At 42.3% G+C, this 13,178-nt stretch carries 12 protein-coding genes and 1 pseudogene; all 13 read left to right on the top strand.

Annotated features, from left to right (window positions below):
* Positions 1 to 59: 59 nt before the first annotated feature.
* The 13 genes and pseudogenes from lepB (at position 60) to WKT00_RS09940 (ending at position 13,161) form a co-directional block, all read left to right on the top strand.
* A complete protein-coding gene (lepB, locus tag WKT00_RS10000) occupies positions 60 to 614 on the top strand; it encodes a signal peptidase I (protein ID WP_173814757.1) in 555 nt (184 codons plus the stop codon).
* Between the two features lie 41 nt (positions 615 to 655).
* Positions 656 to 1,966: a hypothetical protein gene (locus WKT00_RS09995; protein WP_340263421.1), complete on the top strand. Its 1,311-nt coding sequence runs from the start codon at positions 656 to 658 to the stop codon at positions 1,964 to 1,966.
* Between the two features lie 84 nt (positions 1,967 to 2,050).
* A complete protein-coding gene (gene srtB / locus WKT00_RS09990; protein WP_242962681.1) occupies positions 2,051 to 2,827 on the top strand; it encodes a class B sortase in 777 nt (258 codons plus the stop codon).
* A 42-nt stretch (positions 2,828 to 2,869) separates the two neighbouring features.
* A complete protein-coding gene (locus WKT00_RS09985; protein ID WP_340263471.1) occupies positions 2,870 to 3,454 on the top strand; it encodes a Spy0128 family protein in 585 nt (194 codons plus the stop codon).
* Between the two features lie 222 nt (positions 3,455 to 3,676).
* The gene (locus WKT00_RS09980) at positions 3,677 to 4,528 is read left to right on the top strand and encodes a S8 family serine peptidase (RefSeq protein WP_340263419.1); all 852 of its coding nucleotides are present in this window, start codon (positions 3,677 to 3,679) and stop codon (positions 4,526 to 4,528) included.
* A gap of 244 nt (positions 4,529 to 4,772) precedes the next feature.
* On the top strand, positions 4,773 to 6,056 hold the full coding sequence (locus WKT00_RS09975; RefSeq protein WP_173814754.1) for an O-acetylhomoserine aminocarboxypropyltransferase/cysteine synthase family protein: 1,284 nt from the start codon (positions 4,773 to 4,775) through the stop codon (positions 6,054 to 6,056).
* Between the two features lie 18 nt (positions 6,057 to 6,074).
* A complete protein-coding gene (gene cysK, locus WKT00_RS09970; RefSeq protein WP_101695721.1) occupies positions 6,075 to 7,007 on the top strand; it encodes a cysteine synthase A in 933 nt (310 codons plus the stop codon).
* Between the two features lie 27 nt (positions 7,008 to 7,034).
* Complete coding sequence (locus WKT00_RS09965) at positions 7,035 to 7,457, top strand: RrF2 family transcriptional regulator (protein ID WP_173814753.1); 423 nt, start codon at positions 7,035 to 7,037, stop codon at positions 7,455 to 7,457.
* Positions 7,458 to 7,626: 169 nt separating this feature from the next.
* Positions 7,627 to 7,800, top strand: a complete 174-nt coding sequence (locus WKT00_RS09960) for a hypothetical protein (RefSeq protein ID WP_173814752.1) — start codon at positions 7,627 to 7,629, stop codon at positions 7,798 to 7,800.
* A 69-nt stretch (positions 7,801 to 7,869) separates the two neighbouring features.
* The gene (locus tag WKT00_RS09955; protein ID WP_340263417.1) at positions 7,870 to 9,495 is read left to right on the top strand and encodes a recombinase family protein; all 1,626 of its coding nucleotides are present in this window, start codon (positions 7,870 to 7,872) and stop codon (positions 9,493 to 9,495) included.
* Between the two features lie 18 nt (positions 9,496 to 9,513).
* Positions 9,514 to 11,094, top strand: a complete 1,581-nt coding sequence (locus tag WKT00_RS09950; protein WP_340263415.1) for a recombinase family protein — start codon at positions 9,514 to 9,516, stop codon at positions 11,092 to 11,094.
* Between the two features lie 47 nt (positions 11,095 to 11,141).
* Positions 11,142 to 12,062 (top strand): annotated as a pseudogene (locus WKT00_RS09945) (S8 family peptidase); the annotation flags it as partial.
* A 94-nt stretch (positions 12,063 to 12,156) separates the two neighbouring features.
* The gene (locus WKT00_RS09940; protein ID WP_101695726.1) at positions 12,157 to 13,161 is read left to right on the top strand and encodes an aldo/keto reductase; all 1,005 of its coding nucleotides are present in this window, start codon (positions 12,157 to 12,159) and stop codon (positions 13,159 to 13,161) included.
* The last annotated feature ends 17 nt before the right edge of the window (positions 13,162 to 13,178 follow it).

The following is a 13,178-nucleotide window of genomic DNA, read 5'->3' as shown; positions in this document are numbered from 1 at the left end:
AAAAGATACGATCTTCTCTTACAGGAACGAACCGGAAAGTGTGAGGAAGTTTCAGAAAAATGAAAAAGAAGCATCAAGGTTCAAAAGTAACAGCGGAAGAGGTCATTAAGTCTCGCAGAAATAAGATTCTTGACCGCAGAGGCTGGGGAGAATTGGGAGTAAGGCTGGCAGGATTAATACTTGTATTTTATATCCTGTTTTCTAAAGTGTTTATTGTCTGCCAGCTTAACGGAAATGCGATGTTTCCGTCCTTGAAAGATGGGGATCTCGTTTTTGGATTTCGGTTGGAGAACGAAATCCAAAAAGACGATCTGATCCTGTATGAGATGGACAGAGAAATCTGTGTGTCTAGGGTAGTAGCAAAAGAAACAGATTATGTGGATATGGATGAAGAGGGAAAACTGTATGTAAATGGTGCAGTACAATCAGGAGAGATTCTGTACCCTACAGAACCAAAAGAGCTTTTAAAATATCCATATCATGTACCAGAAGGGTATATCTTTGTTCTTGGAGACTACCGTACAAAAGCTTCTGACAGCAGGGACTTTGGTCCGCTGCCAGAGGAAGCAATAAAGGGCAAGGTGATTACCATTGTCCGACGCAGAGGGTTTTAACTTTGCAGAATCTATTAACATATGATAAAAGGAGAAGAAATATGAAAAAGAAATTATCACTTATACTGGCAGTTGTTCTGTCATTTTGTATGAGCATACCGGTTTTGGCAGCGTCAACGAATTATCCGACAGACGGAAGTGACGCAGGAAGAACATCGGAGTTTGTAATTGAGAAGAAGTATGTGAAAAATGATGGTACAACATCAGTAGACAGATTCCCAGATGAAATCTTGAAATTTACAACGACCTGTACAGCAGCGCCAATGGATCCAGCTACTGCACCAGCATTAAGCGTAGCAGATTTGCAGGTTACAAATGTTACAAATAATATTACGGTGACTGTGCCGGCTTATACGGTACCGGGAAAATATAATTATGAAATCAAAGAGCTGTCCCCGGCTGAATATGCACCAGGTTCAAAGGATACAGCTGGCGTGGTATATGACAAAGCGTCTGGATTTATCCAGGTTGTTGTAAAATATGATGGCGGTAGTCTGAAAAAGTACGTGACGGTTGCTGCAAACGGTGACTTTGTAGGGGCAGAAACAGATACGAGCAATGACGCAACTAAAAAAGCAGATTTTAAAAATAAGTACCTGTTAGACGGAGAGGTTGATCCTGATCTTCCAGGGCCACAAGAGCCAGATCCGAACCCGGTTCCAACTCCGCAACCAGAAGATCCGGATCCGGTAAAACCAGTTCCAGATTCAGAGAAGCCGGTAGAAAAAGCAAAATTTAAGATTATGAAGCAGGCAAGAGGACCATTAGCAGGAAAGGAACAATTTGAGGTGCACGTAACGTTGCAGTCAGAGAAGCCGGTTCGCAGTGATATTATCTGCAATGATGGAGAAGAGCATGTGATTTCTAAAGTGGGAAGTGCTAATTCCAGTTGGACAGGAACTGACGCAACTGGATATACAGCAGCGGTAACACTCCAGATTAAAGACGATGAAGTCGTTGAGTTTAAGGGGATTCCAGCAGGGGTCAAATATAAGGTGCAAGAGGATCCGAAGCATATTGGACAGCTGACGGAATCAAATATCAATGATACGACAACAGGATATACGGTAGCTTATTATGGCGGAGGAACAAAAGTAGAGAATCCAACTGTTGATAAGCCGGCTGATAAAGACTATGGAAGAACCCTTTTTGCATCTGGTACTGTTGGATCTGATACGAATAATAATATTGTTATCAGCAACAGCAAGGGTGCAAATATTGAAGACAGCGATATGGTAAAGCCAAACACAGGAATTAATCTTGAAACTCTTCCTTATGTAGTAATTCTTGGTCTTGTTATTATCGGAGCAGGAATGATGTTCGTAAAAAGTCGTAGAAGAAGAGAGGAATAATAGAGGTATATAAGGGGAATCCTCCGGTGATTTGCGGGGGATTCTCTGCAAAAAGAAAGGCAGACAACGAAAGGAAGCAAAATAGTGGGACATAAAATTTCCGGATATATACAACGTTTCCTGAACTTTATTATCAGTTTTGTGCTGATTCTTATTTTTATTATTGCGGCCGCTTATGCGTTATTTGTGTTGAATGATAACCGTAGAATTTATTCGGCTGCAGAAAATGTTCAGGAGGATATGCTGAAACTGAAACCGGATGAAGAAAAGCCGGATTTCTCAAAGCTGTGTTCCATTAATCCAGATGTCTGTGCATGGCTTACTATGGATGGGACCCATATTGATTATCCGGTTTTGCAGGGAGAAACCAATCTTACATATATCAATCGAGATATATATGGACAGTTTGCTCTTGCGGGAAGCATTTTTCTAGACTGTCAGAATGCAAAAGATTTTACAGATTCTTATAATCTTTTGTATGGCCATCACATGGATGGGGGAAATATGTTTGGAGATTTAGACTTATATAAAAAGTCGGAATTTTTTGAGAAACATGATACAGGCACCCTGCTTTTGCCGAATAAAGTATATGATCTGAAGGTGGCGGCTGTATTGATAACCGGAGTTTCAGATGAGAGGATATTCCAACTTCAAAACTGGCCTCCAAAATGGAAAGATGGTCAATTGGATTATATCCGAAGTCAAGCTCTTTTTGTTAGAGACGATGTGTTGAATGCATTGGAAAAATGCGAGCATCCACAGCTTATATCTTTAACTACCTGTACATCGGAATTCACGGATGCAAGGACTGTGGTTCTGGCACAGATGATACCGGTGGAGGATAAAGACAGGAAGGAGTAATATGTGAAAAAGCTAAATAAAACTCTGTTTTCTATTTTACTCATGTTGTTATTATTCAGTAAAGATACACTGCAGACTTTTGCGATGGAAACAAGCTTTCAACTTCCTGTTGAAACAGTCTTGGAAGGAGATAGGCCTTTGCGTCAGGAAACTTTTGTGATTCAGATGCAAGCATTGACGAACGATGCACCTATGCCGGAACAGACGGAGAACCAAAAAGTCACAATAGAGATTCAGGGTCAGGGAAAAAAGGCATTTCCTCCTATTACCTTTAAACAGCCAGGTGTTTACAAGTACGAAGTCAGACAACAGCCAGGAAATCAAGAATATTATACCTACGATACTTGTGTGTATAATGTGACAGTATATTGTACTGCAGATTCTGCGCAAGGCTTGGAAACGACGGTTGTAGCTTTGGAGCAGGGGAAAGAGGAAGTGAAAAAAGATGCAGTTCGTTTTGTTAATCGATATGAATTGCCGAAAGTTCCTACAGAACAGAATACTCTGGTAAAAACTGGAGATAAAGCGTTGCTGAGTACCTTGTTATGGATCTTACTAGCTAGTGGGTTTATGATTCTGTTTTTGGTCGTGAAAAAACAGAGGGATAAAAGGAAAATAGAAGAATAATTTTGGAAAAATCAAAGCAGATCTTTAAGATTTCACTTTTCTGATAGGGAGAAGTGAAATCTTTTTTTTGTCAATTGGGGACGGAGTAAAATGAAACTTTACTCCGTCCCCAATTGACATTTTAATGAAAGACGAATGGTTGAGATAAATAACCGCATGAATACTAAGAAAGTTTCGTATCATTTATAAATGTAGAGTGAAATGGAGAAGCGGTAAGTTAAAATGGAAAGTCAAAAAAGAGAGAATCTTTTAAACCTTGCATTAGACGCAACAGAAGAAGAAAGAGAGCGTTCGATCGAATTAGATGTGGGATTTGCAAAAGAAGAAAGGGAGTGGACGTTAATTATCAAATATTCAGGGGATCTGCAGGAGATACGAAAGATTGCGAGTCGGGTAACACCACTGATGGGGGGATATGCGGTGATCGTCATAAAAGAAGACAGAATCAATACCTTGACGGAGTTTCCGCAAATTGAATATATCGAAAAGCCGAAAAGACTTTTCTTTGAAGTGGCGGAGGGAAAACGGGTATCTTGTATTAATCCTGTTCAAAGACAGCCTCTTTCATTGACAGGAGCAAAGATTTTTGTGGCGATTTTAGATTCTGGCATTGATTATGAGCGGGAGGACTTCAGAAATCCAGATGGAACTACGCGGATTCGTGCGCTTTGGGATCAAAGTCTCCAAAATGGTGTGGATGGAATTGCGCCAAAAGGATTTGAAGTGGGTGTGGAATACAATCAGGAAGACATTAACAAAGCGCTTCAAGCGGGAACGAGTGAAGAGAGAAAGCAGATCGTGAAGTCGCAGGATTTCTCCGGGCATGGGACAGCGGTGGCAGGTGTGGCTGCTGGAAGCGGGAGCAAAGACTTTGGACAATATCGAGGCGTGGCTCCGGAAAGCGAACTTCTTGTGGTGAAACTAGGGACACCGGATCGGGAGGGGTTTCCAAGAACGACAGAGCTAATGATGGGGCTTGATTATGTTATGAGAAAGGCGTTGGAATATCGATGGCCGGTAGCGATTAATCTAAGTTTTGGAAATACATACGGTTCGCATGAACAGTATAAATAAGGGGAAATATGTTTGGCAGGATCATATATTTGATACGAAAACCTATTGACAAGGTAGGCAATTGGTAATATAATGCAAAAAATAAAACCTATTAACATGGTAGGTAATAAGGGGGTTGTTATGGGATTCTTTTTTGAAAAGCTTGTGAGAGAAAACTTTCGTTTTGGACGAATGCAGCGATGTTAGCAGCGATGAACAAAGATCACGAAAACTAATACACGAAAGAAATGAAAGGAAAGATATTATGTCAAAATATAGATTTGAAACGCTTCAGCTTCACGTTGGCCAGGAAACGCCGGATCCGGTCACAGATGCACGCGCAGTACCGATTTATGCGACAACTTCTTATGTTTTTCACGACTGCTCTCATGCGGCGGCACGTTTTGGACTTACGGATGCCGGAAATATTTATGGTCGCTTGACAAACTCTACGCAGGAGGTTTTGGAAAAGCGCACTGCGGCTCTGGAAGGCGGAACCGCAGCTTTGGCACTTGCTTCCGGCGCGGCTGCGATTGCATATACACTGCAGGCGCTCGGACAAAACGGCGGACATATTGTCGCGCAGAAAACAATTTACGGTGGCAGCTATAATCTGATGGCACACACGCTTCCGGGGTTTGGGATCACAGCCTCCTTTGTCAATATTCATAATCTTGATGAAGTGGAAGCGGCGATTCAGGACAATACGAGAGCGATTTATATAGAAACGCTGGGCAATCCAAACAGTGATATTCCGGATATCGACGCCTTAGCGGCCCTCGCTCACAGATACGGTCTTCCACTTGTTGTAGATAATACCTTTGGTACACCTTATTTCGTTCGTCCGATCGAGCATGGAGCCGATATTGTCGTGCATTCTGCTACAAAGTTCCTTGGAGGCCATGGTACTACGCTGGGAGGACTCATCGTAGACGGCGGTACGTTTGACTGGGCTGCTTCAGGAAAGTATCCGTCTATTGCGGCGCCGAATCCCAGCTATCACGGTGTCTCCTTTGTGGATGCGGCAGGTCCGGCAGCTTTCGTTACGTATATCCGCGCCATTTTGCTTCGCGATACGGGAGCGGCGATTTCTCCCTTTGCAGCGTTTTTATTGCTGCAGGGTATTGAGACACTGTCGCTTCGTCTGGAGCGCCATGCCGAAAATACGAAGAAGGCTGTCGAATTTTTAAATAGCCATCCGCTTGTGGAAAAGGTGAATCATCCGTCCCTTTTGGATCATCCGGATCATGCTCTTTATCAGAAATATTTCCCGAATGGCGGCGCTTCCATTTTTACATTCGATATAAAAGGAGGGCAGGAAGCGGCGTATCAATTCATTGATCACTTGCAGATCTTTTCTCTTCTTGCGAATGTGGCGGATGTGAAAAGCCTTGTGATCCATCCGGCAACTACAACACACAGCCAGCTTTCAGCAAAAGAACTGGAAGAGCAGGAGATTAAGCCCAATACTATCCGGCTTTCGATCGGAACAGAACATATGGAAGATATTATTGATGATTTACAGCGTGGTTTTGATGCAGTAAAATAAAGAAAGGAGCGTTTGGATATGGCAAACATTTATACTTCGGCAGAACAGCTAATTGGAAATACACCGCTTCTGGAACTGACCAGAATAGAAAAAGAATATCATCTGCAGGCAAAAATTCTGGCAAAGTTGGAATACTTCAATCCGGCCGGTTCGGTGAAGGACCGTGTGGCGAAGGCGATTCTAGACGATGCAGAGCGTGCAGGCAGGCTCAAAGACGATTCTGTCATTATTGAGCCGACTTCCGGGAATACTGGCATTGGCCTTGCGTCTGTTGCGGCAGCGAGAGGATACCGTACGATCCTTGTCATGCCGGAGACGATGTCCGTAGAGAGACGCCAGCTTATGAAGGCATACGGAGCGGAGTTGGTGCTTAGCGACGGGGCAAAAGGCATGAAGGGAGCGATCGCAAAGGCGCAGGAGCTGGCAAAGGAAATCCCGAACAGTTTTATTCCGGGGCAGTTCACGAATTCTTCGAATCCAAAAGCGCATAGAGAAGGCACCGGTCCTGAAATATATAGAGATACGGATGGCGTGATTGATATTTTCGTTGCGGGAGTAGGTACAGGAGGAACTGTGACCGGCGTAGGAGAATATCTGAAAGAGCAGAAGCCGGATATTCAGATCGTGGCAGTCGAGCCGGCAGCATCAGCGGTGCTTTCGTCCGGTATCGGCGGCTCGCATAAGATACAGGGGATTGGAGCCGGATTTGTTCCGGATGTCTTAAATACGTCCATTTATGATGAAATTATAACGGTGGAAAATGAAGATGCGTTTGCGGTCGGAAAACTTGTCGGCCACAGAGAAGGAGTGCTTGTAGGCATTTCTTCCGGCGCGGCCTTATGGGCGGCGCTAAAGCTTGCAAAGAGAGAGGAAAACAAAGGAAAAACCATTGTTGTATTGTTGCCGGATACGGGAGAACGATATTTGTCAACGCCTCTTTTTGCGGAATAAAAAACAAAGAAACGAGGAAACAAAGGAATGATGATCTCAACAAGAGGAAGGTATGCATTGCGCGTACTGCTTGAACTTGCAGAAAGCCAGAAAGAAGGTTACATTGCGATGAAGCAAGTGGCGATGCGGCAGGAGCTGTCTCTGAAATATATCGAACAAATCATGCCGGTGCTCTCTAAGAACCATTATGTGGAAGGTGTTCAAGGGAAAGGCGGCGGATACCGTCTGGTAAAAGCGCCGGAAGAGTATCGGGTTGGAGATATTCTGAGACTGACCGAGGGCAATCTTGCTCCGGTAGCCTGTCTGGAATGCGATGCCAAAATGTGCAGGCGCGCAAATACCTGCAAAACACTGCCGATGTGGAAGGAGTTTCATCAGATGGTTCTAGATTATTTTGACAATATTACACTGTTGGATCTGTTGAACCAGGAGGAATTTCGCCGCTTTTAAGTTGATTTATCTTAAGCGTTTTATAATAAAAACCGTTACAGGAAAGAAAGTGAGGCAGAAGCTTATACAAATGGAAAAGTTTGTGTAAGCTTTTTTATTATTTTGAAAGTGGTACAAGCCTTTCGGCATAGGATGTAGAGAAGATGACGGACATGCGGAGGCACATAACATGTACACAGCATTAAACGCTACAGACAGAGGCAGCCTGGAGACAGAAAAGGAAATACGCAAAGAGGGAATAAGCTATGAATATTCAGGATATCAGATTCGGGTGCATTTTAATGGGCAAAAGACATTTCAGCAGTGCATTCAGAATCTGGCAGAACGAAAAATTTCAGGCTGATTTCCTCATATTTTTATTGCAGGGGTTGAAAGACCGTGTGAAGGGCAGCATGATGAAAAGAGGGAGTGCATGTATCAGGCCGGGATTTATTGCAGAGTTTCGATGGAAGAGAAAAAGAAAGAGAGTGAATACAGCAACAGTATTCACTCACAGATTCAGATGGCAAGGGATTATATTGCAGAGTGGGACGATATGGAAGAGAAAAAAGTATATGCAGATGACGGGATTTCCGGAAGTGACTTTGAGAGGACCGAATTTCGGAGGATGCTGGCAGATATTGAGCTTGGCATGATCAATACGGTGATTTTTAAGGATGTATCACGACTTGGAAGAGAGCATATTGGCACCAACTATTATTTAGGAAAATATTTCCCGGAAAAACAGATTCGAGTCATTTCAATTTTGGATCATTACGATTCAGAAGTAGGAATTTACAATGAGATGTTGGAAATTAAGACCGTGCTGGATGATATGTATCTGAGAGATACATCCAGAAAGATAAGGATGGCTATTCAGACAAAAAGAAGTATGGGGGAATATACGTCAGATCAGCCGCCGTTTGGTTATGTGAAAAGCAAAAATATCCATAACCATCTGGAAGAGGATCCTTATGCAGCGGCGGTTGTCAGAAGAATTTACCGAATGTATCTGAATGGTTTGGGGTGTAAGAGGATTTGCAGGATCTTGAACGATGATGGAATTTTCTGTCCTGCAAGGTATAAAAAAGAGATTTTAAAAGTCGATTATGTATGGGATACGGGAAAAGGGCTGTGGACATCGTCGGCCGTGAGTGGAATTTTAAAGAATCCGGTCTATACAGGGGCGGTTGCGATTCGGAAACACGAAAGACCATCTTATAAGCTGAAATACAAAAAGGCAATCCCGCTGGAGAAAATGGAACTGATTGCAGATGCACATGAGGCAATCGTTTCTAAAGAAGATTTTGATACAGTTCAGAAAGTAAGAAAGGATCGCCGCGTGTCTTATTTTGATAAAAACAGGGAACCGCATAAATATGCGGGGCGGCTCTTTTGTGGAAAATGTAAAACAGCTATGCGCAAACGTTATCTAGCATCCAAAAACGACTTTGACGGGTATCTTTGCGGTTACCATCAAAAAGCAGGAAAGAATTATTGTGAATTAAATCATGTTACATTTGAAAAACTGGATAAACTGGTGGTGTTTGCAATCAATCAGCAGATGAAACAAAGGAGAAGCGATATGAAAAAATTGCAGGTACTGTTTGCACACAAACAGCTAGATCAGGATAGCAGGATTGCCAGATTGGAGGAAAAAATCGAAAGAAATCTAGAATATCAGAAATGTGCGCATGAGCGATTTATGGATGAAGTACTTTCTAAAGAAGAATATCTGGAATTAAAACGGACGTATAAAAAAGAAAATAAGAGGTATCAGAAAGAACTGTTGGAATTGTGGCAGGAGGAGCAAAGAAGGCAGGCGGATTTGGATGAGACGAGAATATGGTTGGAACAGTTTGGGAATGGGATAATAACGGTGAAACATCTGACCAGAGAGGTGCTGATGGAATTGGTTGATGAAATTTACGTCTATCCGGATCAGAAACTGGATATATACTTCAATTTTTCAGCAGAGGTCAAAGCATATGGTACTGAAACCGTAAGAACCGGTTGCTCCAATAGAGCGTGTGTCAGAGAAACGAATGGAGAAAGGTAAGGTGATCGGATGTATCAGATGGCGGCATATTGTCGTCTGTCAAAAGAGGATGGCGAAAATAAAGTCAGTGAGAGTATTGAAAATCAGATGAAACTGATCCGTGAGTATGTGTGTAAGTCAGAGGATTTGAAAATCGCAGATATTTATATTGATGATGGTTATTCGGGGCTTTATTTTACGAATAGACCGGAATTTCAGCGGATGATGGAGGATATTTACAAAGGGAAAATTCAGGGAGTCATTACGAAAGATATTTCCCGACTTGGGCGTGAACATATTGAAACCAGTAATTATATAGAGCGTGTTTTTCCATCGCTGGGTGTGCGTTATGTAGCAATTTTGGATGGTGTGGATTCTGTTCAACACAGTAATGAAGAACTGGCACAGTTCAAGACTTTGTTTAATGATATGTACAGTCGTGATATATCTAAGAAAATCAGAGGTGCATTGACTGCACAGAAAAAACGGGGGCAGTTCGTGTCTGGGTTTGCTCCATATGGATATGTGAAAGATCCGGAAGATAAGCATCATTTTCTTATAGATGAAGAAGCGGCTAAGGTGGTAAGGAGAATTTTTTATATGAGTCTGGAAGGATATTCCAGAGATGGTATTGCAAAGAAATTGAATCAGGAAGGGATTCTGACACCCTCTGAGTATAAGAGAAAGATACAGGGGTTGAAATATATCAATGCATTAGAAAAAACAAGTGCAAAGGGCTGGGCATATCCTACAATCAATGTGATTTTACGAAACAGGGTTTACACAGGTGCTATGGTACAACATAAATCAGAAAAGATATCCTATAAAGTGGAAAAGTATCATTATATTCCAGAGGAACAGCAATATATCGTGGAAGGAATGCACGAAGCAATTATCAGTAAGGATACGTTTGAACAGGTGCAGGAACTTATGAAGAAAAGAACACGTACACCTGGGTTCCTTAGTGAAGTAAGAAAGGTAAATCCATATGCAGGAATTATTGTCTGCGGAGATTGCGGATACAATTTTCAGCGAGTTACTTGTCGGGACGGTTATGAGTGTGGAACTTATCATAAAAAGGGAAACACAGTTTGTTATTCTCATTTTATAAAAAAAGAAGTATTGGATTTCATCGTAAAAAATGAAGTCCAAAGACAAGCGAAACTGGCGCTGAAAGGAAGTGATAAGGGTGAAATATTAAAAGCAGCAGATAGAAGGAAGGAGGTGCAGAGGCGATGTGTAGAAGCAGACCAGCAGATTGAACGGCTGCAAAAAGAACTTGCTGCTATTCAGAAGTATAAAAAGAAAACTTATGAAAATTATGTGGATGATGTTCTGGATAAAGAAGAATATCTCTCTTATAAGACAGACTATGAAAAGAAGGACAAAGAAGTCAGAACGAAGATTCAGCTGGCAGAGCAGGAGAAAGAGAGTTTTGGTGAGGCAGAGGAATTATATGAGAACTGGATCGAAAAGTTTATCAAGTATGGAACATTATCTGAAGTGACAAGAGAAATTGTGACAGAGTTGATAGAAAAGATTGTTGTGAATGGAGATAAGAGCGTTGATATCATATTTAAGTATCAGTCACCTTATCTTGTAGAGAAAAATGCAGTGTAAAGACTGCAAATTTTTTTACCATAACTTTCCCCTAGTTATAACGAACACACGATGGAACGTCCCTGTTGGAGCGGTTTATTGATGATATTTCCGGTGTGTGGAAAAATAGTATTTGTATTGGAACCGGAAACGAAGCGGCAAGTGCGGGGCATACGGCAGGCCAGCTTCGGGATGAGGAAGAGGCGGTGATTGAATTGGCAGTTCAAGATCGTCAGCCGTCTTTAAATATTCAAATTTGGAAAGAATATACAGATGTCATAGATATTTCACTCATTTCTCCTTCGGGCGCAGAGATAGGACCAATTCCAGAAACACTTGGAGTGCAGAGGTTTACTATGGGACAGACGGAAGTCCTGTTGTATTACGGAGAACCAAGTCCATTCAGCACAGCACAGGAAGTTTTTATTGAGCTGCTTCCGGTTAATGATTATATGAATCAAGGGGTATGGAAAATTGTGCTGACACCAAGGAAAATTGTGACGGGATTGTATGAATTGTGGCTTCCGAGTGAAGCAGTATTAAATAGAGGAACCGGATTTTTGTATCCTAAGAATACAACAACACTTACCATTCCTTCCACTTCATGGGGGGCGATATCAGTGGGCGCTTACAATGGCTATACGTTGTCTTATGCGGATTTTTCGGGACGTGGTCCGCTGAGACGAGGAAGTGGAGTGGTCTTGAAACCGGATTTGGTCGCGCCGGGTGTGGATATTACGACCGTGGCAGCTGGCGGGGGCTATGCGTCTTTTACGGGAACCTCCTTCGCGGCGCCTTTTGTCACGGGGGCGGCAGCGCTTCTGATGGAGTGGGGCATTGTAAATGGGAATGATCCGTATCTTTATGGGGAGAAGGTGAAGGCATATTTAAGAAGAGGGGCGAGACAACTGCCGGGGTTTGAAGAATATCCTAATAATCAGGTGGGGTATGGGGCGCTGTGCGTGGGGGATAGTCTGCCGATATCATAAAGTAAAGGCTGTTGAAAAACGGAAAAGGATTTTATATTATTGAAGTATAGAAGATAAAAAGATTCGACTTATCTTATATCATAGGAGGGAACACATGTATCAGGCAGAAAAAGAACGATATAAATCAATGGAGTATTACAGATGCGGAAACAGCGGATTAAAACTACCGGCAGTTTCTTTTGGGCTTTGGCATAATTTTGGAGATGACTCAGATTATGAGAATATGAAACAACTGTGCTTTACGGCATTTGATCATGGAATCACACATTTTGACCTGGCAAATAATTACGGACCAAAGTATGGGAGCGCAGAGATTCATTTTGGAAAAATTTTGAAAGAAGAGTTGAATAGTTACAGGGATGAATTGCTGATCAGTACAAAAGCAGGGTACGACATGTGGGACGGTCCTTACGGAAACTGGGGCAGCAGAAAATATCTGATTGCAAGTCTGGATCAGAGCCTTAAAAGGCTGGGGTTTGATTATGTAGATATTTTCTATCATCATCGTATGGATCCGGATACGCCGCTGGAGGAAACAATGGGAGCGCTGGCTCAGACTGTGAAAAGTGGTAAGGCTTTATATGTAGGCTTATCGAATTATAATGGCGAAAAGCTTGCAAAGGCATCTGCCATTTTGGAAGATTTAAAGTGTCCATTTGTCATCAATCAAAACCGATACTCCATTTTTGACAGAACGATAGATCAAAATGGTTTGAAGGAGACGGCTAAAAGATTAAAGAAAGGGATTATTGCATTTAGTCCGCTGGCGCAGGGATTGCTGACGAATCGTTATTTGAATGGAATCCCGTCAGACAGCCGTGTGAAAAAGGATGGTCGCTTTTTAAAAGAGAGCGCGCTGACAGAAGAGCGGATAACACAGATTCAGAAGTTAAATGCACTGGCAGAAGAACGTGGACAGACATTGGCAGAGATGGCTCTTGCATGGGTACTTCAGGATGAGGCAGTCACAAGCGTCTTAATTGGGGCATCGAAATCGGAGCAAATTTTAGATAATATTCGGGCGACTAAGAACACGGAATTTTGTAAAGAAGAATTGCAAAAAATAGAAGAGATTGTGATGGATGAAATAAAGTCCTAAAAAACTAGCACTCAGCA

It is taken from the genome of Dorea sp. ICN-14282 (genome assembly GCF_037890115.1).
Lineage (GTDB): Bacteria > Bacillota > Clostridia > Lachnospirales > Lachnospiraceae > Dorea_B > Dorea_B phocaeensis.
The sequence above is the reverse complement of the archived record's forward strand: the minus strand, read 5'-3'. Positions and strand labels throughout refer to the sequence as shown.

What these genes read in the sequence shown, in the direction of transcription:
- WKT00_RS09985 (WP_340263471.1), top strand. Translation starts at nt 2,870, where the DNA reads ATGTTGTTATTATTCAGTAAAGATACACTGCAGACTTTTGCGATGGAA.
- cysK (WP_101695721.1), top strand. Translation starts at nt 6,075, where the DNA reads ATGGCAAACATTTATACTTCGGCAGAACAGCTAATTGGAAATACACCG.
- WKT00_RS09955 (WP_340263417.1), top strand. Translation starts at nt 7,870, where the DNA reads ATGTATCAGGCCGGGATTTATTGCAGAGTTTCGATGGAAGAGAAAAAG.
- WKT00_RS09940 (WP_101695726.1), top strand. Translation starts at nt 12,157, where the DNA reads ATGTATCAGGCAGAAAAAGAACGATATAAATCAATGGAGTATTACAGA.
- WKT00_RS09960 (WP_173814752.1), top strand. Translation starts at nt 7,627, where the DNA reads ATGTACACAGCATTAAACGCTACAGACAGAGGCAGCCTGGAGACAGAA.
- WKT00_RS09975 (WP_173814754.1), top strand. Translation starts at nt 4,773, where the DNA reads ATGTCAAAATATAGATTTGAAACGCTTCAGCTTCACGTTGGCCAGGAA.
- WKT00_RS09965 (WP_173814753.1), top strand. Translation starts at nt 7,035, where the DNA reads ATGATGATCTCAACAAGAGGAAGGTATGCATTGCGCGTACTGCTTGAA.
- WKT00_RS09995 (WP_340263421.1), top strand. Translation starts at nt 656, where the DNA reads ATGAAAAAGAAATTATCACTTATACTGGCAGTTGTTCTGTCATTTTGT.
- WKT00_RS09950 (WP_340263415.1), top strand. Translation starts at nt 9,514, where the DNA reads ATGGCGGCATATTGTCGTCTGTCAAAAGAGGATGGCGAAAATAAAGTC.
- lepB (WP_173814757.1), top strand. Translation starts at nt 60, where the DNA reads ATGAAAAAGAAGCATCAAGGTTCAAAAGTAACAGCGGAAGAGGTCATT.
- WKT00_RS09980 (WP_340263419.1), top strand. Translation starts at nt 3,677, where the DNA reads ATGGAAAGTCAAAAAAGAGAGAATCTTTTAAACCTTGCATTAGACGCA.